Source organism: Pseudomonas sp. MWU12-2020, assembly GCF_023100605.1.
Taxonomy (GTDB): Bacteria; Pseudomonadota; Gammaproteobacteria; order Pseudomonadales; family Pseudomonadaceae; genus Aquipseudomonas; species Aquipseudomonas fluorescens_H.
The window spans coordinates 473,886-497,687 of sequence record NZ_JALMEX010000003.1; the positions used below are offsets into that span (position 1 = coordinate 473,886).

A 23,802-nucleotide genomic window follows, 5' to 3' on the forward strand; every position below is an offset into this window, starting at 1 on the left:
AACGGTATGCCAGTCAAACATCCGAAGGTTGCGGTTTTGCTGGCTGCCTATAATGGCATGCAGTGGATCGAAGAGCAGTTGGCCACGATCCTCGGTCAGTCCGCCGTGGACGTTACTGTTTACATCAGTATTGACCCGTCAGTCGACGGCACAGAATCGTGGTGTGCTGCCTATGCCGCCACGCATGCGGACGTCGTTGTCATGCCTTCTGCAGGCAGGTTCGGCGGCGCCTCCGCGAATTTCTTTCGCCTGATACGCGACGTCGATTTCGACGATTGCGATTTTATTGCATTTGCCGACCAGGATGATCGCTGGCACGCGGACAAGCTGCAACGGGCCACGGAATCCCTCCTGCGTGAGCGCAGTGATGCCTATTCCAGTAATGTTTCGGCGTTTTGGCCGAATGGCAGGACCCATGTGTTGAACAAGGCGCAGCCTCAGGTCAAATGGGACTTCCTGTTCGAGGCCGCCGGTCCCGGTTGTACTTATGTGATGACCCGGCGTCTGGCCCAGGCCATCAAAAGCTCGGTCATTGTGCATTGGGATTCATTACAGCGGGTCAGCCTGCATGACTGGTATTGCTATGCCTTTGCCCGCAGTCATGATTTTGACTGGTACATCGATCCTACGCCGTCGATGGACTATCGCCAGCACGAACGCAATCAGGTAGGTGCCAACAAGGGATTGAGTCCATTGATTGCCCGCTACAAAACCATTCATGGCGGTTGGTGGTTCAGTCAGGTACAGATGATTGCAAGTCTGGTCGGCCAGGATAAAAACGCATTTGTCAGAAGCTGGTTACCCTTGCGGCGCTGGCATCTGATCAAGCTGTCGTTCAGTGCCTGGCAATGCCGTCGGCGCTTGCGAGACAAAATCTTTTTCTTTTGTATTTGCTGGGCTACCGCATTGATTGGAAACAGAACAACATGACTGCGCCTAAAGTGTTGGTGACCGGGGCAACGGGGTTGGTCGGCGAGGCCCTGGTGTTCAGGTTATTGCTCGACAAGCGATTTGCCCCGATTGCGACTGCACGGGGGGCCACGCGCTTGCATGGCTTGTGTGACGTCGTGTCCTTTGAATTGACCGGCGGGCAGCGGCTTGCTGCGCTTGATCAGGTTCAGGTCGTGGTTCATGCCGCAGCTCGCGTGCATGTCATGAACGAAATCGCAGCCGATGCCTTGGCAGAGTTTCGTAGGATCAATGTGCAGGGCACGCTCGATTTGGCCCGTCAGGCGGCCAAAGCAGGGGTCAAGCGGTTCATTTTCATCAGTTCGATCAAGGTCAACGGTGAACATACCCCCTTGGGCAAACCATTCAGGGCTGATGACAAGCCTTGCCCGAATGATCCTTACGCTGTTTCCAAGTGGGAGGCGGAGCAGGCACTGCGCCAGCTCGGTGATGCGACCGGCATGGAGATCGTCATTATTCGCCCGCCACTGGTGTACGGTCCCGGGGTCAAGGCGAATTTCCTGAGTATGCTGAACTGGCTCGAGAGGGGTGTACCGCTGCCACTGGGGGCCATAAAGAATCAGCGCAGTCTTGTGTTTTTGGGCAATCTGGTGGATCTGATGGTGACCTGTATCGATCATCCTGCGGCGACCGATCAGACGTTTCTGGTCAGCGATGGCGATGATGTTTCTACGACGCGCCTGTTGAAAAAACTCGCACTCGCTTTAGGCAAAAGGCCTCGATTGTTGCCACTGCCGCAATGGCTTTTGAAGCTGTGCGCTTGCATGCTGGGTAAGCGGAATGTCGCCAGCCGAGTTCTCGGATCGTTACAGATCGATATCAGCAAAAATCAACAGTTGCTGGGATGGAGACCGCCGGTCAATCTGGTTCGCGCCATGCGCCAGACTGCCGACCATTATCGGGAAAATTTAAACAAATGATGCTTATCGGGCTGCTGTTGGCAGCATTTCTTGTGTCATGGGTCATGACATTGATATTGCGCCGCTACGCACTGGCGAAAAGTTTGATGGACATTCCCAACGAGCGTAGTTCGCACTCGATTCCTACCCCGCGGGGAGGCGGGGTGGCGATTGTGCTGACGTTTTCCTTGAGCTTGCCGATTCTGTCCGTTCTGGGGCTGGTCGACACGCAAAGCCTTTTCGGGCTGCTGGGAGCGGGCCTGTTGGTGGCGATTATCGGGTTTGCCGATGATCATGGGCACATTGCGGCTCGGTGGCGTCTGCTGGGGCATTTCATCGCCGCCATCGGGGTCTTGGTCGGATTGCATGGTCTCGCTCCGATACAACTGTTCGGCACGCTGGTCGATCTCGGCTGGCTGGGGCAGGTGTTGGCGGTCTTCTACCTGGTATGGCTGCTTAACCTGTACAACTTCATGGACGGTATCGATGGTCTCGCCAGCTTGCAGGCGATCTTTGTCTGTCTGGGCGGCAGCCTCGTCGCCTGGTCGACCGGTCATCTGGCATTGATTGGCGGTCCGCTGTTGCTGGCGGCTGCGGTGGGAGGTTTTCTACTCTGGAATTTCCCGCCGGCGCGCATCTTCATGGGGGACGCCGGCAGTGGTTTTCTCGGCTTGATGCTGGGCGCGCTGTCGCTTGACGCGGGTTGGCAAGCCCCGCAATTGTTGTGGAGCTGGCTGATACTGCTCGGTGTTTTCATTGTCGACGCAACGCTGACGTTGCTCAGGCGCTTGTGCCGTCAGGAGAAGGTGTATCAGGCCCACCGCAGTCATGCCTATCAGTATGCCTCTCGTCAGTATTCCAGCCACCGGACTGTGACAATGGGTGTGGCGTGCATAAATCTGGTCTGGCTCCTGCCGTTAGCACTCGCGGTCGCCAAGGGGATGCTGGACGGTCTTGCCGGGCTGGTGCTGGCTTACGTTCCGCTGATGGCGCTGGCCTTCAAATTCAAAGCCGGAAGACGCGAAGCGGTCTAGTCTGAACCGCTGAATCAAGTAATGGCCTGAAGCTTGCAGCTCTGTTGGACGTAGAGGCCAAGTTGTAGAATGCTCCAAAAAACTGCCACATAAAAAAGTCCAGCATCAGGTGAAATAATGTCTTCAAAGATTTCGGGGCGCATTGTCTTCCTCGATTACATGCGCGTGTTTGCGTTCATGAGTGTGTTGATCGGGCATAAACTCGAACTGCAGTTGCAAGCGTTTATCGCGAATGGCTCTCAGCATGCGACACTTCGTTTAATCGCAGAATTGGCATATACGCTTTGTTTGGGAGGCGCCGCGGGGGTCGTTGTATTCTTTCTGACCTCTGGTTATATCATTTCCCATGTCTTGCAAATGGAAGCACCTCTGGAGTTCATGATAAAACGGATCTTCCGTATTTATCCTCTTTACGTGGTTGCCGTTCTACTTGAGTGGGTCATGTGGCATCACTTGAACAATATTCCGTTTCCACCACTCTCGGTTTTGATACCGCAGCTCTTGTTGATCGGCGACTTCTTTCAGACCCCGAACACATTGGCCAGTGTTGAATGGACATTAAGAATTGAAGTGATGTTTTATGTCTACATGGGGTTGCTCAAGGCGGTCGGGGCTTTCAGGCAGCAGAATCGACTACCCTGGATATTATTCGGTAGCGCCTGTGTACTTTATCTGTTACCGCAGATTCCCGGTAAGGAAATGTGGAATCATGGTTACTTCACGCTTTACGCACCGTTTTTGCTGATGGGCTCCTTGGTTTATCTAATGGAGGTCGGTACAGCGAATAGGAAAAGTTGCGCAGTGATAATTGGCATTATGTTTCTGATTTATATGCTCCTGATCTCGCGATTCCAGCCTGGATGGAGTCAGAGCCACTTTGCGATAATGGCTCTTGGTATATTTGTTACTGGTTGGTTATATGGATCAAAACTGCCGGACGGCAAGATTTTACGAATGGCGTCGGATTTGACCTATTCGGTTTACTTGTTTCATAACTGGCTCTGGTTGTATTTGAGTCTGCTTGTGGCAGGACGAGGGTTTAAATCTGTTTCGCCCAGCCTGCAAACGTTCATTCTTCTTATTGTTGTCTGCTACTTCATGCATAAGACAATCGAAATGCAAGGCATAAAATTAGGTAAAAAGGTGCTGGTTTTTTACAGAAACCGTGCGAAAGCTCCCTCTACAATAATCCCCGTCGGAGCACCATAAACTTCATCATTTTTCAAACCCAAAAAAGCCCAGTTGATACTGGGCTTTTTTGTCTGGACTGTCTAAAGCAGCAGGAGAGAGGTCAGCGCGCAATCACGCTGGCTGCATTGAAGCGAGTTTCCCAACTATTGGCGTTCTTGAAGTCATCGCAAAATGTCTTTGTTGTCGTATAAGCCAAGGCTTTTTCAATCAGTGGATTCAAATCAGCCGTGCTGTCGCAAAGGTAGACCCCGTCCTGCCCATCCCGGTATGCCATTTCACCGAAGCCAGTGGATATGATTGGCAATCCCAGCGCTCGATACTCGTAGTATTTGATTGGATCTACGGATGATGTCAGCTCGTTCTTGATAAACGGAATAACGGCCACATCGAAGGATAGCATGGTCGCCAGTGCCTCTTTATGACTACACGGGGGGAACAATCTAAGGTTGTCGGGAAGTTTAACAGGACTGGGATTGAACACTGGGCCGACGATATGAACATTATCGTCGGGTCGCGAACGCGCTAGATCAATTATCCATCGCCAGTCAAACCATGCACCGACAGTACCGAGATATCCAAAAGTGGTTGGTCGACTGGCCACGTTGATTTTTGGGGGCGGCAACAGTGCGACATCAAGTCCGTTGGGAACGAATTTCACATTCGTATTCTGATGTTCCCATTTTTTTTGAAGTTTGGTTGACGACGCCAAAACCGTGTCAACTGTTTGGCCGATCTTTCGTTCGCGGTACGTCATCGCCAACTTTGACATGCCCGAGAAGAACGTCGGGAAGTCGTCCATGGCATCGTAAATCGACGGGTGGTCTTTCAGCAGCGTCTGGACCTGTAACGCGAGTGTTGTCGGCTTACCGATGACCAGCATCACTTCTTGATCGCGGCTGAACTTGTTTATCGACTCTAAAATCTCGGACCAACAAAGATGTTTGTTTAGCAGGCCGGATCCCGGCAATGGCTCAATCGGCAGGGCACGAGGCTTCAACACCCTCAGCCAAGGTTCCAGAACATCACTTTCGGTTTTATCGCTGACACCCATTTTCCTGAAATCGGCAAGGCACGGAAAACGACTCGGATAGGGCTCCAGCCACAGTACCTCGCCGCCGGTCTTTTCATGGAACCAGCGGACGAATTTCTGGGGACGCTGGGCAAAGCTTGCCCAGGGCACCGGTGACAGATAAACCAGACGCATCAAGCGCAGTACTCTTTGAGCACCGCAACAATGCGCTCTGCGCCTTTACCGTCGCCATACGGAGAAACACCACGGGCCATTGCCTTATAGGCTTCCCGGCTGTCGAGCAAGGTCTGTGCTTCTTCGATAATGCGCTCGTAGTTCGGGCCGACCAGTTTGACCACCCCCATTTCCACCGCTTCCGGACGTTCGGTTTCATCGCGCAATACCAGCACCGGAATACCCAGTGCCGGTGCTTCTTCCTGCACACCACCGGAGTCGCTGATGATCAGGTAGGACTTCTTCATGGCGGCGATGAATGGAGCGTAATCCAGAGGCTCGCACAACACGATATTGGGAACGTCGGCCAACACTTCGTGGGCAACATCCTTCACGTTAGGATTCGGGTGAACCGGGTAGAGAATCTGTACATCGCTGTTGCGCTCGGCCAAGGCCTTAAGGGCGCGGCAAATGTCCCGAAACGGAGCACCGAAGTTCTCGCGGCGGTGCGAGGTGACCAGGATCAGGCGTTTGCTGTCGTCCAGGTCGATATCCAAAGTCAGATCCTTGGCTGCAGTCATCAGCAGGGCATCGATGACGGTGTTGCCAGTGACGGTAATGTCCTGAGCCGGAATACCTTCGCGCAACAGGTTGGCCTGCGAGCTTTCGGTCGGTGCGAAATGCCAGCGGGTCAGTCGGCCGGCCAGGACGCGGTTGGCTTCTTCAGGGAAAGGGTTTTGCATGTCCCAAGTCCGAAGGCCCGCTTCGACGTGGCCAAAAGGAATGCGTCGGTAGAAGCACGCCAGCGCCATGGCGAATACCGTGGTGGTGTCACCTTGGGCCAGGACCACATCGGGCTTTTCGTCGAGCAACACTTTGTCCAGTTCCAGCAACAGGCGGGCTGTCAGCTCTGTCAGGGTCTGGTTGGGCTTCATGATGTTCAGGTCGATATCGGGCACGATACCGAAGAAGTTCATCACTTGGTCGAGCATATGGCGGTGTTGTGCGGTCGCCAGAACGCAGACATCAGCCCAGGGCTGTTCCTTCAGCGCAAGGATGACTGGTGCCATCTTGATTGCTTCTGGCCGGGTGCCCACGGTGCACATGATTTTCATCTGACTGTTTCCTTTGCTAATTTGGGGCGTGATGACGGGTGCCTAGGTACGGCGCATGAACCAGCGGGTCAACACGAAAGTAATCGGGATCGTCACCACGATGACAACCAGCGGCGCGACACTTTGAGGAATGCCAAAACGTTCGACGAAGACGCTCAACAGTACAGCTGAAAGCAAGTACTGCACGAGATACACGAGGGGAAAGGCGAAGAATCCTTTCCAGCTCACGGGCGTCTTGAACACGATCGTGGCATTGAACCAGTACGAAAAAACGACGCCCGTGGCGAATGCCAGGGCGTACGCCACCTGATAGGGCAGCAGGATCTGCAGGCCGAAGTAGAGGCCAAAAGTGAAGGCGGTGTTGATACCCCCGCCTATTACAAACTTGATCAGATCGGTGAAGGTTTTTTGCCGAGACATCCGCTCAAGCCCGCTTTTGCGATTTGATCAGATCGACAAACTCGCTGTAGTCGCGGATGTAGTCGTCGGCGTCGTAGTAGTCCGATGCAAACACGAGCAGCATGGCGTCGGCAGAGTACTTGTACTGTATCCCCCAGGTTTTGGGTGGCAGGTAGAGGCCCATGTTTGGCCGATCCAAAGTGATTTCCTCGCGGGTTTCGCCATCGTCTACTACTACCCGAATGCTGCCTCTGACGGCGATCAGGAACTGATGGCACTGGTGATGGGCGTGCTCGCCGCGGGTATCGGCGGTGGGCACGTCATAAACCAGAAAGTAGCGTTTCGGGCTGAATGGAATCTCACGCTCGAACTCGCCGACTGACAGGCTGCCGCGCAGATCCGGGACTGCCTTGAAGGTATGCAGTGTGACCCCGGAAACGTTGGTGCCGGTCACTGCCGGCTTCGAGGAGGTGCTGATCTTGCCACTGTCATTGGAACTTGGCACGGCATCGGCATAGCCAATGATTTTGGCCGGATTACCCACGACAATCGCAAAGGGCGGTACGGAGCGGGTCACCACGGCTCCGGCGCCAATCATGGCATTCTCGCCGATGGTCAGCCCCGGCAAAATGGTGGCGTTGGCACCGATGGTTGCTTTGGCTTTGACCACCGTGCGCAGGAACTCTTCCGGATACTGCTTGCTGCGCGGAAAGCGGTCGTTGGTGAAGGTGGCGTTGGGACCGATGAACACGTCATCCATGATCTCGATGCCGTCCCACACCTGAACTCCGCACTTGATTGTGACACGGTCACCGATGACCACATCATTCTCAATGAAGACGTTGTCGCAGATGTTGCATTCGGAACCGAGTCGGGCTTGCGGCAGCACGTGTGCAAAGGCCCAGATTTTCGTGTCCTTGCCAATATGGGGAGACTCGCAAAGCCCGTTGGGGTGAACGAAGTACTCGGCGTTTTCATTTTTCATGATTGAAACTCTCGGTTCTCATGGGAATAGCCAGCGGGCGGGCCTTGGTGTTCTCGTAGGTACGCCATGCGTACGAACCGACGATCCCCAGGCCGAGCAGGTTGGCGGCTCCCAGAAAGACGATGACATTGATGGTCATTGCATAGCCCGAGACTGTAATCAGCCCAAGAAGCCGTGCAATGGTGACGACGATACCGAAACCGGCCGCGAGGATGGTGGTAGCCCCACCCAGTCGGGTGAGCAGGCGGATGGGCAGGTCCGTGAAGGCGAAAATACTGTCCATCATGTAGTTGACCTTCTTGGAGAAGGTCCACGCCGATTTGCCGTGCTCACGTTTCAGACGGTTGTAGGAAATGGTCTTGCGACGATAGCCCAGCCAGAAAATCTGCGCGATCAGCGAGCTGTGCCGTTCATCCAGGGTCAGCAGTGTGTCGCGAAAAGCCTTGTTGCAGCCGAACACATCCACGCCGCCTTCCGGAATCTCGGATACCACATAGCGGCGATACAGATTCCAGAACGTCTTGGAGGCGATGCGCGAGAGCAGCGGATCATCGCGACCTTCGCGAACGCCCAGGACAACATCAAACTGTCCGGTCAGCAGCTGCGAGTTCATCTCGAGCACCAGGTCGGGCGGCTCCTGCAGGTCGGCGGCCATGACTGCAAAACGATCGCCGCGACCGGCCTCAAGCCCGACTCGGATGGCCGGGAATGAGCCAAAGTTGCGCGAGAGCAGAACCAGGCGTGACTCGAAGCGCTGCTTGGGCAACTCGTCGCGCAGGATTTCATAGCACCGGTCAGGACTGCCGTCGATCACGAAGACCGCTTCGAAATCGCCTGCCAACTTACTGTTCAGTCCATCGATGGCGACCAACAAGTCAGGCAACGAGCCTTCATTTTTGTAGACAGGGATGACTAACGTTAGCAAGCGATGGTGCTCCTTATTGTGCGAAATATTTTTTCACGGCCGCAATGACCGCTTCCACCGCTTCGTCGGCCATGCCCGGGAAGCAAGGCAGTGTCACCAGGTTTTTGCAGGTACTCTCGGTCACTTCCAGAGTGCCGGCAATACGAGGCTCGGTGTAAGCCGCTTGCAGGTGGTCCGGAACCGGGTAGTGAACGTCCGTAGTAACGCCTTCGGATTTCAGGAACTCACGGAACCCATCGCGGTTCTGCAAGCGCGCAACATACAGATGCGCGGCGTAGGAATCATCTACCGATGGCAGCGCGTCGAAACCAAGTGTGGCAAAGGCCGCATTGTAACGGGTTGCGATGTCGCGGCGAGAGGCGTTCCATGCGTCGAGCAAAGGCAGTTTGATGCGCAGAATAGCCGCCTGCATTTCGTCCAGGCGGCTGTTTTTCCCGCCAGCATGGCCGACGTGGTATTTAGAGGACCAGCCATATTGGCGCAGAGTTTTCAGACGCGCGGCCAGATCGGCGTCGCTGGTCACGACTGCACCGCCGTCACCCATTGCGCCAAGGTTCTTGGTCGGATAGAAGCTGAAGCAGGCGACGTCGCCAAAACTGCCCGCCTGACGACCGTCACGCTTGGCGCCGTGGGACTGTGCGCAGTCTTCGATCAGCTTGACGCCGGCAGCCTTGGCCAGATCCAGCAGCTTTTCGATGTTCGCCAATTGGCCATACAGGTGGGTGACGATCACGCACTTGGGATTTTGCTTCAGCGCTTCGGCGAGGGCGTCAACCGACATGGTCATGGTCGATGGGTCAATATCGACATACAGTGGCGTGGCGCCGATGGCGTGAATCGCCGTGCTGCTATAGAAACCGGCGTTGGCCACTGTCACGACCAGGTCGCCACGCTCGACGCCGACACTGCGCAACGCAATTTCAATGGCATCTGTACCATTGGCCATCGATACGCAGTGACTTGCGTCCACATAGTCAGCAAATTCAGCCTCGAATCCGGTTACCTCTTCGCCCAGTACATACCAGTGGCGGTCGAGCACTTTCTTGACTGCGCCAAGGAAGTCGAGGTTTTTGTTCATTGCCACGTCGGAAAAGAGGGGGATCATATCGATGCTCCTTGGGTGTTCAAGCCGGAATTGGTTGTAGAGGTTTTTGGTTTTCCGAGAAAAACCTTTTTCAGGCGCATCGCTTTCTTTTCGATGAGATGCCAAGAGGCAATGCCGCAAACCAGGGCGATCACGCTCGCTGCCAGGCAGTTTTGAGTACCTGAAAATTCAGGAAACACCCAGGCGACAAGTTGTTGTGCAGGCCAACCATACAGATAAACGCCGTAGGAATAATCTCCCCACTTGTCCATCCAGGCGAATTGTTTCAGGAAACTCACAGTGCAAAAGAACGTTACCAACAACAGGATGTAGCCGTAAGGGAATTTATCAGTGCCCAGCGTAATGCCTGCCAGGAACAGTGCGATCAACAGGAAGTATGGGCTGATCGGCACGCTGTCCCGATTGATATATAGGAATGAACCAATATAGAACAGCAGGCAGACGTGCATTGCTGTTGCGCTGCTGACAGCCGCTGGCACGTAGGATTTATCGTTCCATAGCACCACGATCAATACAAAGAACAGAGTGTTGAAGACGGCACGACTGCGCATCAGGCCCAAAATATAGAAAAACAGCACCACTACATAAAGCCAGACTTCATAAAGTACCGACCAGATTGAGCCGTTCACTGCCTGATCATGATTGGTTGTGAATACGCCGGGCAGGAAGAAGCCACCCCGGAAGGTGAAAGCCAACCCCTTGAAATAGGACCAGGTCTCGCCACGGGTAAGGTAATCCGACACGGACAGGGTGGTGACGATGCTGCCCAGCACAAAAGTGACCAGTATCAGGTTGACCCATAGTGCCGGATAGATGCGCAGAGCACGCGCGATGACATAGTTCTTTACACCGCCGTTCATGATGCTGGCAGTGACCAGGAAACCGCTGATAAGGAAAAACAGGTCAACCGCCACACCGCCGATGAATGCATAGCCGGTAGTGACTGCCACCCAGTCTGCGGGCGCCCCCGCGACTATTGCCGAGGTATGCCCATAGATGACTGACAATGCAGCGACAAGCCGAATGAAAGTCAGGTTGTTGTTTTTTCCAACGAAGACGTCCGCAAGCGTACGCATTATTGAGCCCCTGCGAGCGTGAGTTTCAGGCAGTTCGCATTGGTCTCGGACGCATCCGTCACGACCACTCGCCCCTTGGAAGAACCAGCGCCTTGGGCAAAGCCCGGGTAGAGCGCGGAGCTCTTGTCTGCAACTACATTCCATACGGTGTGCAGTCCCATCACGGTTTCCAGATACTGGCCACTGTGCATGTACCACGGAGAGAATGCATTGGCGCCGTAAACGCACACCGACGGTGCAGCGTTAATGGCGGCTTTATTGTCCTCAAGCTGTTTGAAAAACCTGGCATTGTCGGAACCGACGGCGTCATACCAGTGCGCAACACTTAATCGACCCGGTGCGTCGGTCATGGCCAGCCAGAATGCCAGTGCGGCGAGCGCCGCGCACGCTGCATAGGATCGTGTGGCAGCCGGTTTCCAGGTGTTGAGCAATTCTGCCAGCGCTACGTACACCGCGCCGATTATGAAGGGCAGCCAGATCAGTTCGTAATAGGCATTGACGTGATTTGGCAGAACCGAATACGGCGCGATCAAAGTCAGGGTGGCACCCACGACATAAAGCGATTTCGGGATTTTTCTGTCTCGTATCAGCACGATCAGCGAAGCGATGCTGGCAAATATCATGGCGCCTGCAATGATTTGGCCGTGTCCGGCCATGGCCGGATGTCCGGCTCCGGTCAGGTAGCGCCAGACCGTTGTGGCGACGCCCATGATCGAAGTATCGATGAAGTACGACGATTGGGTGTCACTTGCCCCGAGAAAACTGGAGGCGGCGAGAAACTTCGCACCTGCCACCATCAGCAGGGACACCGCCAGTCCGGCCAACCCGACCAGCAGGCGTGGTTTGAGCGGCTTGTCCGACTTGATCATGACGTACACAAAGGAAAACACGTAAAACAGGATGAAGTCTTCCTTGGCCAGTGTGGACAGCACCAGCAGAACCACCGACGCATAGAGCCAGCCGTTATTGCTTTCACGGTCATCTTTGAACAGGCAGTACACCGCCGCGAGGCCCAGGCAACCGGACATCATGTGCGTCACCATGCCGGTGTAGCGTGCGTACTCGGCCACGATCGGACTGCACAGTGCTGCCACAGCGAACAGCAGCAGGCTGATCCAGTACTGACGAGGTCGAACGACTTCAATCAGGATCTTCCAGGCCAGGAAGACATAGGTGGCGGTGAAGATTCTGACAGACCAGATCAACCATTCAGGGCCCAGCGAGGAAAATATGAAAATCAGCCAGGTCGACAACGGGCGGATCCACGACAGGGCCAATCCGCCGGCCGCGGATGAGTAGTTGGTGTAGTCGTCATGGTGAACCGGCACGGAACTGGGCAGCAGATCCGACACGGAGTAGTAGGCCATGTAGTAGAAGACGACCGAAATCAATGCAAATGAAAGGATATTCAAGAGCTTTGACTGCACCGAGTTTTGCATCGTGTTCATTGGTTCATTCATTTTTTTTCTACGTTCTTGTAAGAGTGTGGCGTCCATGTGCCCCATTTGGCCTCATAAGTGGCTTTGTTCTGCTCGAACAGGGCTTGTCGATCGGCGCTTCTGAGTTTGTTGAAGGAGGCCGACAAATGGTGGTGAATGAACACGTCTTCTGCACACGCAATGGACAGGCCAAGCTGCTCGACGCGTCGGCAATAGTCGTCATCCTCGAAGAACCCGCGACCGAACGCTTCATCCAGTGGACCCACGGCCTCGTAGGTCTGGCGCGAGAACATGACGCAGAAGAAGGCGGCGGTCTGAATGTTCTGCAGTTTGCCAATGTGACTGTGGGTGTATTTGCCTGATTCGACCAGCATTTCGTCCATCGTCTGGTAGCTGATCTGAATCTTTGCTTCGTTGCCGATGTTGTTGGTGACCGGGCCGATGATGCCGATGGTCTTGTTACGCTCCAAGTGGCGGTACAGCGTGCGAATCCAGCCTGGCGTGACAAACGTATCGTTGTTGAGCAGCACCAGATACTCGCCATCGGCAATGGCCAGGCCTTGGTTGTTGCCGGCGGCAAAACCACGATTATCTTCGTTCAGGATGATTTTGCGGTTTTCGCCTTGGGTCACCCATTCGCTGAGCAGCGCAGGCGTGCCATCGGCGGAGGCATTGTCGACAACAATGATCTCGAGATTCTCGTGATTGGTGTTCTCTTCCAGGCTGGTGAGACAGGCCTTGGTCAGTTCTATGTTGTTGTACGTGACCACGATAACGCTGACGCGCGGTACGGTGCGCTCGTGCTCGATGCGTTGAATCATCTGTTCGGCACGATGACCCCAAGTCTGGTTTCTGGCGAAATTCTGGCGCGCGGGTATACGTTCTGCAGCGTCTGGGGCCTCGATCTCTTCGGCGATAGCCTTGATGAAGTCATCGGTGGTCGCTGCGGCGTGCACCAGGTTTTCAAACTGCTTGATTTCCGGCAGATCGACGGAGACCACAGGTTTGCCAGCGCTCAGGTACTCGTAAACCTTGACCGGATTGGTGGCGAGAGTCAGCGGAATGACCTGGAAGGGCAGTAGGCAAACGTCAAACGCGTGCAGGTATTTCGGCAGTTCGCTGTAGGGCATTTCACCAGTGAAGGTGACGTTGCTCAGATGTGCCAATCTGGCGCGCGCCCCGACGGTATCAGCACCTATCATCAGTACGCTGTGTTGCGGGAAGGCCTTGGCGACACTTTCCAGCAGATCGAGATCGAACCATTCGGCAATTGCACCGTAATAGCCGATGATCTTGCGTTGCTGCGGATCGACATACACGTCGGCCGGACGCGCGGCGAAGTGTTCGAACTCACCGGCGTTGCGGATCAGTACACGGTTCTGCGTATGCTGCGAAACGATTTCGTCCAGCCACGTCGAGGTGGTGATCGTGATGTCGGCATTGCGCATGAGTGCGCGCTCGATCGACAACACTTCCTCGGACACATTGCCGAAACCTTCATGGTGATCCATGCAGTCGTAGACGAGTTCGCTGTCGGGCAGCATCGACGAGGTTTCATACCAGAATGGATGCTGGATCAGCGAAACGATCTGGCGAGTACCCGCCCAGTCCAGTACCTGTCCGATCGAACCTTTGAGCTGATCGGCGATATCGACGCCCGGTGCCGTGGTGTAGATCACCGGTGCGCCTTTGGCGTAGAGGTTGATCTGGAACAGGCGCCCCTGCGTATCCAGTTGTTCGACATTGAAGCCGGGGCGTGGGTCATCCACCAGATTGACCGAGATGTAAAACACCCGGCGCCCGGCGCCTGCCAGTGCCTGAGCCAGTTGCTGTGGGCGCTGGTGACGGAAGTGCCAGTCAATTACCCCCCAGAAAATATAGTCGGCCAGACCTTTCTCTTGCGGTGCCGGACGCAGCGTCGGCAGTTTGAACGTGTTGCCGTCCAACAACTGGTTCTTTACAACCGAGATGGGCGCTTCAACCACTTTCGAGTAGGACTGGCGCAGTCCGCGCTTTACCGCTGCCGGTAGTGGCAATTTGTGATAAATGCTGCGCAGTTTGTTTTTCAGGGCGCGCTTATCACCCGCCGACAGTCCATGCCGGGCGAGGCGAGTGGCCAGGCGCAGTGGCTTGGTCAGTTTCCAGGAATGGCTGTTGATCAACTGGCGATATTGAGCCTCGACAAGCTTGAGTTGATCGGAGGTGATCTTGTGCGCTTCCACGCAGGCTTGATTGTCCTGCAGGCTCGCGTTAAGTCTGGCTTCGGTTTCGGCCTGGCTTGCCATCAGCTCTGCCTGGCGGAGCTCAAGGTTGCGGCGCGCCTCTTCGAATTCGGCGTGCTCTTGTTCAAGGCGTTGGCGCTGGGTCATGATCCGGCTATTCAAGTCGCGCAAGATGCCGGCATCGATATTGAGATTGCTCAAGTGCAGTTGCGTACCCTGCGGGTTATCCAGGTTGGAGTAGATCAGCAGGATCTGCTCGCCGCGCCAATAGTTGGGCTCGTGCTGCGAGGTATCTACGATGCTGCTGTGCGTCAGCGCCCAATTGCCGACGCTGGCCGGGACGTTGTCGAAGTCGAAGGAGTAGAAATGCTCATCGATCAGCTCCTGCTCCCTGAATGGCAGGAGCAGCACAATAAACTTTTTGGCTCTGGCACGAATCTGCTCGAGTACCGTCCACGGCGAGGCAAAGTGTTCGAGCGTATTGGAGGAGAACAACACATCCCACGCGGCATCGGAACTTTCACCGAGAAAGTCATCACAGACAAACCGGTATTCAGGGTATGCCGCGCTGGCCTTGGCAATGGCTTCGGATGAAAAGTCCACGCCCACCAGATCCGGGAGGCTCAAGCGTTTAGCCAGGTTTTGCGTGCCATCACCCTGTGCGCAACCCCAGTCGCACATTGTCAGATGCTGGTCTTTGATTTGCGCGGTGAGCCAGGAGGGAAAGTTGTCGGCCGCAACGTTACTGAAGAAGATGCTTTGTTCACGACCGAAGTTTTCTTCCCAGTCGCTGGAAAAGCGATGGTCCCAGTAGGTTTTGGAGTTGACTTCACCAGTTGCAGCTGCGTCGTCTGTTGGTTTTTTCATGGTGTAAGTGCTCCTTTACTCACCGCATTATTTTCAATGGTCATGGCAATTCTCGGCATGAATTGTCCGGATGCATTGCTTATAAAAGAGGAGGAGAAATACTGCGCCCCTTCAAGATATTCGTAGTAGTGGATGGCCGCTGAAGTTCTGTTTTCGATAGCTGCCACCAGCAGGTAATCACCGGAACACAAGTAGTTATCAACTTCGAAGTGCACTTCCTGGCCGGCTCCATCGTCCGGGCTGAACGTCAGCTTCTGATTCCAGGTGCTGCCGACAATCAGATCGCTGCCAGCTAGGTTCTTCAGAGAGAATGAAACCGACAAGCCATCGGTAGATTTCAACGGTTGCGTATTGAACCGGATCTTGATGATCATTTTCTCATGGTCGGTGTAGAGATTCTTTCTGACGCCCTGTTCGTCATAAATCCCGGCACTTTCGATAATACCGATATGCGAGCCCCAGTGATTGATCGGCTGCTGCGCCTGACGCGGTTCTGGCTTGGCGTCGGGAGAGGAGATATCCGGCACCTTTTCCGGGCTGCGGTCAAACAGGAATTCGGTGTATTGCGCGGTAACCGGAAACACATCGCCGATCGCGCGAACGCTGCCTTTGTCCAGCCAAAGTGCACGGTCGCACAACGTGCGAACCGCCGCGACATCGTGGGACACGAAAAGAATACTGACGCCGGAATCCTTCATTTGCTTGATGCGATCAAGGCATTTGGCCTGAAAGCGCGCATCGCCAACCGAGAGCGCTTCGTCAACGACGAGAATGCTTGGTTTAGTGTGTACCGCCACGGAAAAAGCCAGGCGCACGTACATACCGGAAGAGTACGTCTTGACTGGTTGGTTGATGAACTCGCCGATCTCCGCGAAGGCTTCAATGTCGGCGTACGTCTCATCGATTTCCTTGAGCGACAACCCTAGGATTGCGGCATTGAGATAAACGTTTTCCTTGCCGGTGAACTCCGGGTTGAAGCCGGCGCCGAGCTCCAGCAGAGCTGCAATGCGCCCGCGTACGTTGATCTCGCCGGCACTTGGGTTCAGGGTGCCGCAAAGCATCTGCAGTAATGTGGACTTCCCGGAGCCGTTACTTCCGATGATCCCGACAGTCTCCCCGGCCTGGACTTCGAACGAGGCGCTTCTCAGCGCCCAGAATTCGCTGAAGTATTTGCGTTTTCCGCGAAACAGCATCTGCAGCAGCCGTTTGTGCGGCTTGTCATACACTTCGTAGCATTTGCTGAGGTTTTCTACGGTAATGGCTGGCTCAGAGTACATCGGCAAACCCCTTGCGAGTCTTTTGGAACCAGGCAAATCCGCACCAGGCCACCGCGGCGCCCACGACAAGCATGATGCTCCAGGTCTTGAGATCCGGTACCTGGCCGAATATCAGAACGTTACGACTTTGTTCAATGATGTAGGCCAATGGATTGATCCTTATCCAGAACTGGTATTTTTCCGGCAGCGCGGTAATCGGGAAGAACACGGCAGACATGAACAGCATCACGGTGGTGAACATGACCGTGATCTGACTGATGTCGCGCAAGTAGACACCCAGCGAGGCGAAAAGCCAGCTCATTCCCATGATGGCGAGAAACAACGGCAGCATGACGAATGGAAACAACACCGCTGTCCATGGGATTCCATGGTTGATGATGACTTGCGCCAGCAGTAGTACGATCAGGCTGATGGCGGCATGGAACAGCGCCGACATGAATGTCACCCATGAAAGCACTTCCAGAGGGAAAACGACTTTTTTCACATAGCTGACATTGGAGGTTATTAGTGTCGGTGCGCGATTAATGCACTCGGCAAATAAACCGTGAATGAGAAGTCCAACAAAAAGGATGATGGCGAAGTCAGTTTTGCTTTCGTCAGCAGAAACTCCCCAGCGCGCTTTGAATACAACCGAGAAAACGAAGGTGTAAATGATCAGCATTAGAATTGGGTTAAAAAAAGACCACGATAAGCCCAGTGTCGAACCGCGATAACGCCCGAGTACTTCGCGCTTGCTCAGTTGCATTATCAAGCGTTTGTTACGCCAAAAACTGCTGATCATTTCTATCGGCTTTGCTGAATAATTTTGCATCAGTAATTTGACTCGACTTTTCGTGCAGGTGGCCTATTAGTGTTCAATCTTGACAGCGAGGGGTGTCCATTTTTCAGGCTGATCAGGCGAGGCCTGATCAGGTCGGCTGCTACCAATCCATGTAAATTTAGTCTTGAACAGGAGGAACAATTGGCTGCTCGCAAGCATGGCCCGGCTTATGAGCCCAACGTCTCGACCGCGTTGCGCATGATATCGTATTGGGGCATGCCATTTCACCCAATAATCTCCGATTTCCCGAGCGGTCAGCCACTTGCACGCATCATGGCTTTGCTGCGCATGGCAGAAATGGAGTCATATTGCCATTGGTTCGCTTGATCCTGACTGCGCAGCCGCTTCTGATCGCCGGATCCGGTCAAATATGTTGATGAAATACTTGGGCATGATTTTGCTGTGCGACGGCCTTTCGTTTGAAATCTTCACGAATTTTTTGGCTCGACAGCTATACATTAGGGGTTGTGAGGGCATGTCCGAAACAGCCAGGTTTTGAGTGGCGGGCAAGCTTGCCGGAAGAAAACGTTACTCGGGTGGTCCAATGGTAACTGGCTGAATGTGTATGTTGTTCCTTTTTTAGCCGTGCACTGTGTTTCCATTTACGTACAATGAAGCGCAGTTTTTGCGAGGAGCGAAGTCGGAAAGGCGACTGGAGATTTATGGATAAATTTAGGGTTTTTTTACTGAGTCTACCGCGGCGGCAGAAACGGCTATTGCAAGTCGCCACTGATTGCATGCTGGTGTGGCTGGCACTTTGGCTTGCGTTCATCGTGCGTCTCGGCATCGACGACATGTATAACCCTTTTCGCGTCCATTTCTGGTTGTTCGCCTGTGCACCTTTGATTGCCATTCCGCTGTTCATCCGGTTCGGCATGTATCGCGCGGTAATGCGCTACTTCGGTAATGATGCCCTTGTTGCTATTATCAAGGCTGTCAGTCTTTCTTCCTTGATTCTTGCGCTTGTGGTCTATTGGTACAGTAATCACGAAGCGGTCATTCCACGCTCGATCATTTTCAACTATTGGTGGCTTAGCCTTGTCATTATTGGCGGTTTGCGTCTATGCATGCGCCAATACTTCATGGGGGACTGGTTTACTGCGGTGCAACACGTGCCGTTCGCCAATCGTGAAGATGGCCTTACCAAGGTGGCGATTTATGGTGCGGGTGTGGCGGGGAACCAGTTGGTTGCGGCTCTGCGAATGGGGCGTGTCATGCGGCCGGTCGCATTCATCGATGATGATGCGAGCATTGCTGATCGCTCTATTTCCGGTCTTCAGGTCTTCAAACCCAAGCACATCCAGCAAATGATCGATGTCACCGGTGCGCAGGAAATTCTCCTGGCTCTGCCATCTTCGACACGCGCCCGGCGTCGAGAAATCCTCAATCTGCTGGAAGGATTTCCACTTCATGTAAGAAGTGTTCCCAATTTTACCGATCTGGCCAGCGGCAGGGTGAAAGTCGAGGACATTCAGGAGGTGGATATCGCCGATCTGTTGGGCAGAGATGCAGTGCCGGCCCAGCCCGATCTGCTCGAGCGATGCATCAAGGGTAAAGTGGTGATGGTCACAGGTGCGGGCGGCTCGATCGGTTCGGAGTTGTGTCGGCAGATTTTTGCCTTGGCGCCCACAACGCTTTTGCTGTTCGAACACAGTGAATTCAATCTCTACAGCATCCTGACCGAGCTCGAGCGACGTGCGGACAGGGAGTCGGTATCGGTTCGCCTGCTACCGATTCTTGGCTCGATCCGTCATCAGGACAAGCTGCTCGATGTCATGAAAACCTGGAAAGTCGATACCGTCTATCACGCGGCGGCTTACAAGCATGTGCCGATGGTTGAGCACAATATCGCTGAGGGCGTACTTAATAACGTTATCGGTACCCTTAATACCGCCCAGGCGGCGCTGCAGTCTGGGGTATCTAACTTTGTATTGATTTCTACTGACAAGGCCGTGCGCCCGACTAACGTCATGGGCAGTACCAAGCGTTTGGCCGAGTTGACCCTTCAGGCTCTCAGCCGTGAGATTGCACCGGTATTGTTTGGCGACAGTTCAAACGTGTCCCGAGTCAATAAAACCCGCTTTACGATGGTGCGTTTCGGTAATGTGCTGGGATCGTCGGGTTCGGTGATCCCGCTGTTTCACAGCCAGATCAAGTCAGGCGGCCCGCTGACGGTCACCCATCCCAAGATCACCCGCTACTTCATGACGATTCCGGAAGCTGCGCAGTTGGTCATTCAAGCCGGATCCATGGGGCAGGGCGGTGATGTCTTCGTGCTGGACATGGGGGAACCGGTCAGGATTGTCGAGCTGGCAGAAAAAATGATCCACCTGTCGGGCTTGAGCATTCGCTCCGAGCGCAACCCCCAGGGCGATATTTCCATCGAGTTCACTGGCTTGCGGCCAGGTGAAAAGCTCTACGAGGAGCTGTTGATCGGCGACAACGTGGCAGCAACCCCACACCCGATGATCATGACCGCCAACGAGGATCATCTTCCCTGGGACGTACTCAAGGCTCGCCTGCACGAATTGCTTGTCGCGGTCGAAAAGGATGATTACTCACGAGTCCGTCAGTTGCTGCGAGAAACCGTCAGCGGCTACACCCCCGACGGCGAAATCGTCGACTGGATCTATCAGCAACGCCGTCTCGAACCCTGATTGTTTCACATCCTGTAATAGACGCATTTTTGACACCCGCCAACCATCGCCTAAGTTTGAAGAGCAGCTTCGGAAAAGCTGCTTTCTCAAACGATGATGGAGCGTCATTTATGCGTAACGGTTTTTTCTACTCCCTGGTTTTCGCCTTCCTCACAAGTGCTTCGATCGCTGCGATTGCGGCACCTGTTGCGGCCCCTCAGGTGGAAAAGGCGACGATGGTGACGGAGGCGGTAACGGTATCTCTAGGTGAAAAGGTCGATCTCAACGGCGCCGACGCAACAACTCTGCAAAAACAGTTGTCCGGAGTCGGCGAGGCGAAGGCAAAAGCCATTGTTGCGTATCGTGATACTAATGGGCCATTCGCCTCGGTGGATGAACTGCTGGAAGTGAAGGGCATCGGCAAGGCGATCCTTGATCGCAATCGCGACAAGCTGGAAGTGAACTAAGCTGATAATTCAACGCCAAGGGGCCGGTCATTGACCGGCCTTTCTGCTTTCTAGTGGCAGATATGCGACAGAGGGAGCGGCGTCGCGTTTGTCGGTGAGCTGAAAATTATGGGTATCATATTGCCGTGAGATTATGCCTATAATAATTTCCGCCGCCTTCATGCAAACAACGCTGAGGGCCAATCCCAAAGTATTTCAGGAGCGCTCTCATGAGTTCAGTCCAGTCTCAAGGTACGGCCGTCGTCACCGGGGCATCATCAGGTATCGGTGCCATCTACGCGCAGCGGCTGGCAGCACGTGGTTTTGATTTGCTGTTGGTCGCCCGCGATCAGCAGCGTCTGGAAAACGCTGCGAGCCAGTTGCGCGAGGCCCATGGTGTTCAGGTCGAAGTGCTTAAAGCCGATCTGACACAAAAGGACGATGTGCTGAAACTCCAGCAACGCCTGCGCAGTGATTCGAGCATCAGCCTGTTGGTGAATAACGCCGGGGTTGCAGCCGATGGCTTGCTGGCCAATTCCGACGCCGAGCAACTGGAGCGTCTGATCCAGTTGAACGTCACCGCCGTTACGTTGCTGGCATCAGCAGCAGCCGCCAGTTTCGCCAAGGCCGGACGCGGCACGATCATCAACATCGCCTCGGTGGTGGCGCTGTTTCCGGAGCGCTTCAACGCGACCTATAGCGCCAGCAAAGCCTACGTGTTGAGCCTGACTCAATCGCTCAACGCCGAACTCGAAGGTACTGGCGTGAAGGTGCAAGCGGTGTTGCCCGGCGTTACCCGTACTGAAATCTGGGAACGCTCGGGCATCGACGCCAGCGGCATTCCGGCGGAGATGGTGATGGAGGCCGGTGAGATGGTGGATGCGGCGCTGGCCGGTCTGGATCAGGGTGAGTTGATCACCATCCCGTCGCTACCGGACGAAGGTGAATGGCAGGCATTCGTGCGTGCGCGGCATGTCATGGCACCAAATCTGTCGCGCAGTTCGGCGGCTGAACGCTACAAAAATTGATCAGAGGTAACTGCGGTATGAGTCAGCGTCGAATTGTTGTCACCGGTATGGGCCTGGTTTCTCCTTTGGGCAGTGACGTCGAGGTTGTCTGGCAGCGCTTGCTGGACGGGCGCTCGGGCTTGCGCAATTTGCCGGACGCGGTGAGTGCAGATCTGCCGACCCGGGTCGCCGGGATGGTGCCAACGGCGGCAGAGGACGTCGAGGCCGGTTTCGATCCGGACCTTGCCACGCCACCCAAAGAGCAGAAGAAGATGGATCGCTTCATCCTGTTCGCCATGGAAGCGGCGCGCCAGGCGTTGGCGCAGGCCGAATGGCAGCCGTCCGAGGCCAGGGATCAGGAGCGCACCGCAACGATCATCGGCTCCGGTGTTGGCGGGTTCGGGGCAATAGCCGACGCTGTACGCACCACCGACAGTCGTGGCCCGCGTCGTCTGTCGCCGTTCACCATCCCATCGTTTCTGGTCAATCTGGCGGCCGGACACGTATCGATCCAGCATGCTTTGAAAGGCCCGTTGGGTGCACCGGTGACTGCTTGTGCTGCCGGCGTCCAGGCGATCGGCGATGCTGCGCGGATGATTCGTGCCGGTGAAGCGGATATCGCGGTTTGCGGCGGGGCGGAAGCCTGCATCGATCGGGTCAGCCTGGCCGGTTTTGCCGCCGCGCGAGCTTTGTCCAGCGGCTATAACGACACTCCCGAGCGCGCTTCGCGGCCCTTTGACAGCGGTCGCGATGGCTTTGTGATGGGTGAGGGCGCGGGTTTGCTGGTGATCGAGTCGCTTGAGCATGCGCTGGCACGTGGTGCACAGCCATTGGCCGAGTTGGTGGGTTATGGCACCAGTGCCGACGCCTATCATCTGACCGCCGGTCCGGAGGACGGCAGTGGTGCACGACGGGCGATGCAGTTGGCGCTGGCTCAGGCTGGTATCGCGCCGGATCAGGTGCAACATCTCAACGCACATGCCACCTCCACCCCGGTCGGCGATCTGGGTGAGTTGGCGGCGATCAAAAGTGTGTTTGGCGAGCAGAACAAAATCGCCGTCACTTCCACCAAGTCCGCTACCGGGCATTTGCTCGGCGCGGCCGGCGGGCTGGAGGCGATCTTCACGTTACTGGCCATCCGCGATCAGGTGGTGCCGCCGACGCTCAATCTGGAAAACCCTGACCCGGCAAGTGCTGGTGTGGACATCGTTCACGGCCAGGCGCGGTCGATGCCGATTGAATATGCGTTGTCCAACGGCTTCGGTTTTGGCGGGGTGAATGCCAGCGTGCTGTTCAAGCGCTGGGAAGGCTAGTCCTGATCTTTCTTCAGGGTGTCACGTGTGACGTCGAGAATCCGTTGGGCCAACTGCGGATTTTCGACGCTGCGTGCGAGCACCAGTGCACCAACCAGTGTGGCCATGATGACAATGCTGCGATCAGCGGCGGATGGGCCTTCCAGCGTGTTTTGCACTTGTTCCAGTCGACTGTTGAGCACCGCGTCGGTGGTCGGGCTGGGCTGACCGCGCAGACCCATTTCCGAGGACATGGTCGGCAACGGGCAGCCTTCGTGCGCGGAGCTGTAGTGCCATTCGGAGAGGTAACTGTCGATGAACGCCTCCAGCGGGCGTTCCTCGGAGAACAGCATGGCGCAATGCGCGTCCAGCTGCGCGCCAGCCTCCTGCAAGGCTTTTTCCACCAATTCGTCCTTAGACTTGAAATGTGAATAGAACCCGCCATGGGTCAGCCCGAGCGCTTTCATCAATGGTTGCAAACCGGTGGCGCCGATACCGTCCTGGCGAAAGCGTGCCGAGGCTTCCTTGATGATGCGCTGATGGGTCTGGGCTTTGTGATCCTGCGAGTAACGCATTTCGACTCTCCGCGACAAGGCCACCATCTTAACCACGGAAAATTAAATGGTGACTGTACTTCTACTTCTAAAAAGCGTGCGGATAAGTCCAAAGCCATAAAAAACAAACCCCGCCGATTCAGGCGGGGTTCTTCGTTCAGCGATCCTGCGCGTCCTTGATGTCCGCTTCGGCGTTGCGCTGCGCAACGCGTTTGCGTTCTTCATCGGTCAGTTCAACCTTGTTGGCGGTATCGCGCAACATCATCAATCCGCCAACGATCGAGCCGATTGCAACGACCAGAATCAACCAGGCATACCAGGGCATAACGGCTCTCCTTAAGGGCAGTTCGACGGGCGAGGA

At 55.1% G+C, this 23,802-nt stretch carries 21 protein-coding genes; 8 read left to right on the plus strand and 13 right to left on the minus strand.

What is annotated here, in order from left to right:
• The first annotated feature begins 6 nt into the window (after window positions 1-6).
• The 4 genes from M0814_RS09570 to M0814_RS09585 all read left to right on the plus strand — a co-directional run bounded on the left by M0814_RS09570 (window position 7) and on the right by M0814_RS09585 (window position 4,111).
• On the plus strand, window positions 7-930 hold the full coding sequence (locus M0814_RS09570; RefSeq protein WP_103484377.1) for a glycosyltransferase: 924 nt from the start codon (window positions 7-9) through the stop codon (window positions 928-930).
• Complete coding sequence (locus M0814_RS09575) at window positions 927-1,889, plus strand: SDR family oxidoreductase (protein WP_103484376.1); 963 nt, start codon at window positions 927-929, stop codon at window positions 1,887-1,889. Before M0814_RS09570 ends, M0814_RS09575 begins: the two co-directional genes overlap by 4 nt.
• Window positions 1,886-2,902, plus strand: coding sequence for a glycosyltransferase family 4 protein (locus M0814_RS09580; protein ID WP_103484375.1), 1,017 nt, complete (start codon window positions 1,886-1,888; stop codon window positions 2,900-2,902). The genes M0814_RS09575 and M0814_RS09580 overlap by 4 nt, the downstream gene beginning before the upstream one ends.
• A gap of 117 nt (window positions 2,903-3,019) precedes the next feature.
• Entirely contained in the window at window positions 3,020-4,111 is a 1,092-nt protein-coding gene (locus M0814_RS09585; RefSeq protein WP_103484374.1) for an acyltransferase, read from the plus strand.
• Between the two features lie 82 nt (window positions 4,112-4,193).
• Here M0814_RS09585 and M0814_RS09590 read toward each other — a convergent pair whose 3' ends face one another.
• From M0814_RS09590 to M0814_RS09640, 11 genes are read right to left on the minus strand one after another with little or no spacing between them, the layout of a single operon-like run.
• The gene (locus M0814_RS09590; protein WP_103484373.1) at window positions 4,194-5,297 is read right to left on the minus strand and encodes a glycosyl transferase; all 1,104 of its coding nucleotides are present in this window, start codon (window positions 5,295-5,297) and stop codon (window positions 4,194-4,196) included.
• Window positions 5,297-6,391 carry a UDP-N-acetylglucosamine 2-epimerase (non-hydrolyzing) gene (wecB, locus tag M0814_RS09595; RefSeq protein ID WP_103484372.1) on the minus strand — a complete coding sequence of 365 codons (1,095 nt, stop codon included), beginning with the start codon at window positions 6,389-6,391 and terminating at the stop codon, window positions 5,297-5,299. Before wecB ends, M0814_RS09590 begins: the two co-directional genes overlap by 1 nt.
• Before the next feature lie 42 nt (window positions 6,392-6,433).
• Window positions 6,434-6,811: a GtrA family protein gene (locus tag M0814_RS09600; protein ID WP_218565912.1), complete on the minus strand. Its 378-nt coding sequence runs from the start codon at window positions 6,809-6,811 to the stop codon at window positions 6,434-6,436.
• A 4-nt stretch (window positions 6,812-6,815) separates the two neighbouring features.
• A complete protein-coding gene (locus tag M0814_RS09605; protein WP_103484371.1) occupies window positions 6,816-7,775 on the minus strand; it encodes a WxcM-like domain-containing protein in 960 nt (319 codons plus the stop codon).
• Window positions 7,765-8,700 (minus strand): glycosyltransferase family 2 protein, encoded by a 936-nt coding sequence (locus M0814_RS09610; protein WP_103484370.1) that lies wholly within the window; start codon window positions 8,698-8,700, stop codon window positions 7,765-7,767. The genes M0814_RS09605 and M0814_RS09610 overlap by 11 nt, the downstream gene beginning before the upstream one ends.
• 13 nt (window positions 8,701-8,713) lie before the next feature.
• Window positions 8,714-9,805 carry a DegT/DnrJ/EryC1/StrS family aminotransferase gene (locus M0814_RS09615; RefSeq protein WP_103484369.1) on the minus strand — a complete coding sequence of 364 codons (1,092 nt, stop codon included), beginning with the start codon at window positions 9,803-9,805 and terminating at the stop codon, window positions 8,714-8,716.
• Window positions 9,802-10,881, minus strand: coding sequence for an acyltransferase (locus M0814_RS09620; protein ID WP_158547266.1), 1,080 nt, complete (start codon window positions 10,879-10,881; stop codon window positions 9,802-9,804). Before M0814_RS09620 ends, M0814_RS09615 begins: the two co-directional genes overlap by 4 nt.
• Complete coding sequence (locus tag M0814_RS09625; protein WP_158547267.1) at window positions 10,881-12,329, minus strand: glycosyltransferase family 39 protein; 1,449 nt, start codon at window positions 12,327-12,329, stop codon at window positions 10,881-10,883. The genes M0814_RS09620 and M0814_RS09625 overlap by 1 nt, the downstream gene beginning before the upstream one ends.
• 8 nt (window positions 12,330-12,337) lie before the next feature.
• Window positions 12,338-15,409: a glycosyltransferase gene (locus M0814_RS09630; protein WP_103484367.1), complete on the minus strand. Its 3,072-nt coding sequence runs from the start codon at window positions 15,407-15,409 to the stop codon at window positions 12,338-12,340.
• Window positions 15,406-16,686 carry an ABC transporter ATP-binding protein gene (locus M0814_RS09635; protein ID WP_103484366.1) on the minus strand — a complete coding sequence of 427 codons (1,281 nt, stop codon included), beginning with the start codon at window positions 16,684-16,686 and terminating at the stop codon, window positions 15,406-15,408. Before M0814_RS09635 ends, M0814_RS09630 begins: the two co-directional genes overlap by 4 nt.
• Window positions 16,676-17,497, minus strand: a complete 822-nt coding sequence (locus tag M0814_RS09640) for an ABC transporter permease (protein WP_103484365.1) — start codon at window positions 17,495-17,497, stop codon at window positions 16,676-16,678. The genes M0814_RS09635 and M0814_RS09640 overlap by 11 nt, the downstream gene beginning before the upstream one ends.
• A gap of 671 nt (window positions 17,498-18,168) precedes the next feature.
• Here M0814_RS09640 and M0814_RS09645 point away from each other — a divergent pair.
• From M0814_RS09645 to fabF, 4 genes are all read left to right on the plus strand, one after another.
• Window positions 18,169-20,163: a nucleoside-diphosphate sugar epimerase/dehydratase gene (locus M0814_RS09645; protein WP_103484364.1), complete on the plus strand. Its 1,995-nt coding sequence runs from the start codon at window positions 18,169-18,171 to the stop codon at window positions 20,161-20,163.
• Window positions 20,164-20,273: 110 nt separating this feature from the next.
• On the plus strand, window positions 20,274-20,609 hold the full coding sequence (locus M0814_RS09650) for a helix-hairpin-helix domain-containing protein (protein ID WP_103484363.1): 336 nt from the start codon (window positions 20,274-20,276) through the stop codon (window positions 20,607-20,609).
• Window positions 20,610-20,818: 209 nt separating this feature from the next.
• Window positions 20,819-21,616: an SDR family oxidoreductase gene (locus tag M0814_RS09655; RefSeq protein WP_103484362.1), complete on the plus strand. Its 798-nt coding sequence runs from the start codon at window positions 20,819-20,821 to the stop codon at window positions 21,614-21,616.
• Window positions 21,617-21,633: 17 nt separating this feature from the next.
• On the plus strand, window positions 21,634-22,908 hold the full coding sequence (fabF, locus tag M0814_RS09660) for a beta-ketoacyl-ACP synthase II (protein ID WP_103484361.1): 1,275 nt from the start codon (window positions 21,634-21,636) through the stop codon (window positions 22,906-22,908).
• Here fabF and M0814_RS09665 read toward each other — a convergent pair.
• Window positions 22,905-23,462, minus strand: a complete 558-nt coding sequence (locus M0814_RS09665; RefSeq protein ID WP_045122570.1) for a TetR/AcrR family transcriptional regulator — start codon at window positions 23,460-23,462, stop codon at window positions 22,905-22,907. The two genes, fabF and M0814_RS09665, sit on opposite strands and share 4 nt — an antisense overlap.
• 136 nt (window positions 23,463-23,598) lie before the next feature.
• Window positions 23,599-23,766, minus strand: a complete 168-nt coding sequence (locus M0814_RS09670; RefSeq protein ID WP_003226857.1) for a DUF2897 family protein — start codon at window positions 23,764-23,766, stop codon at window positions 23,599-23,601.
• Between the last annotated feature and the right edge of the window lie 36 nt (window positions 23,767-23,802).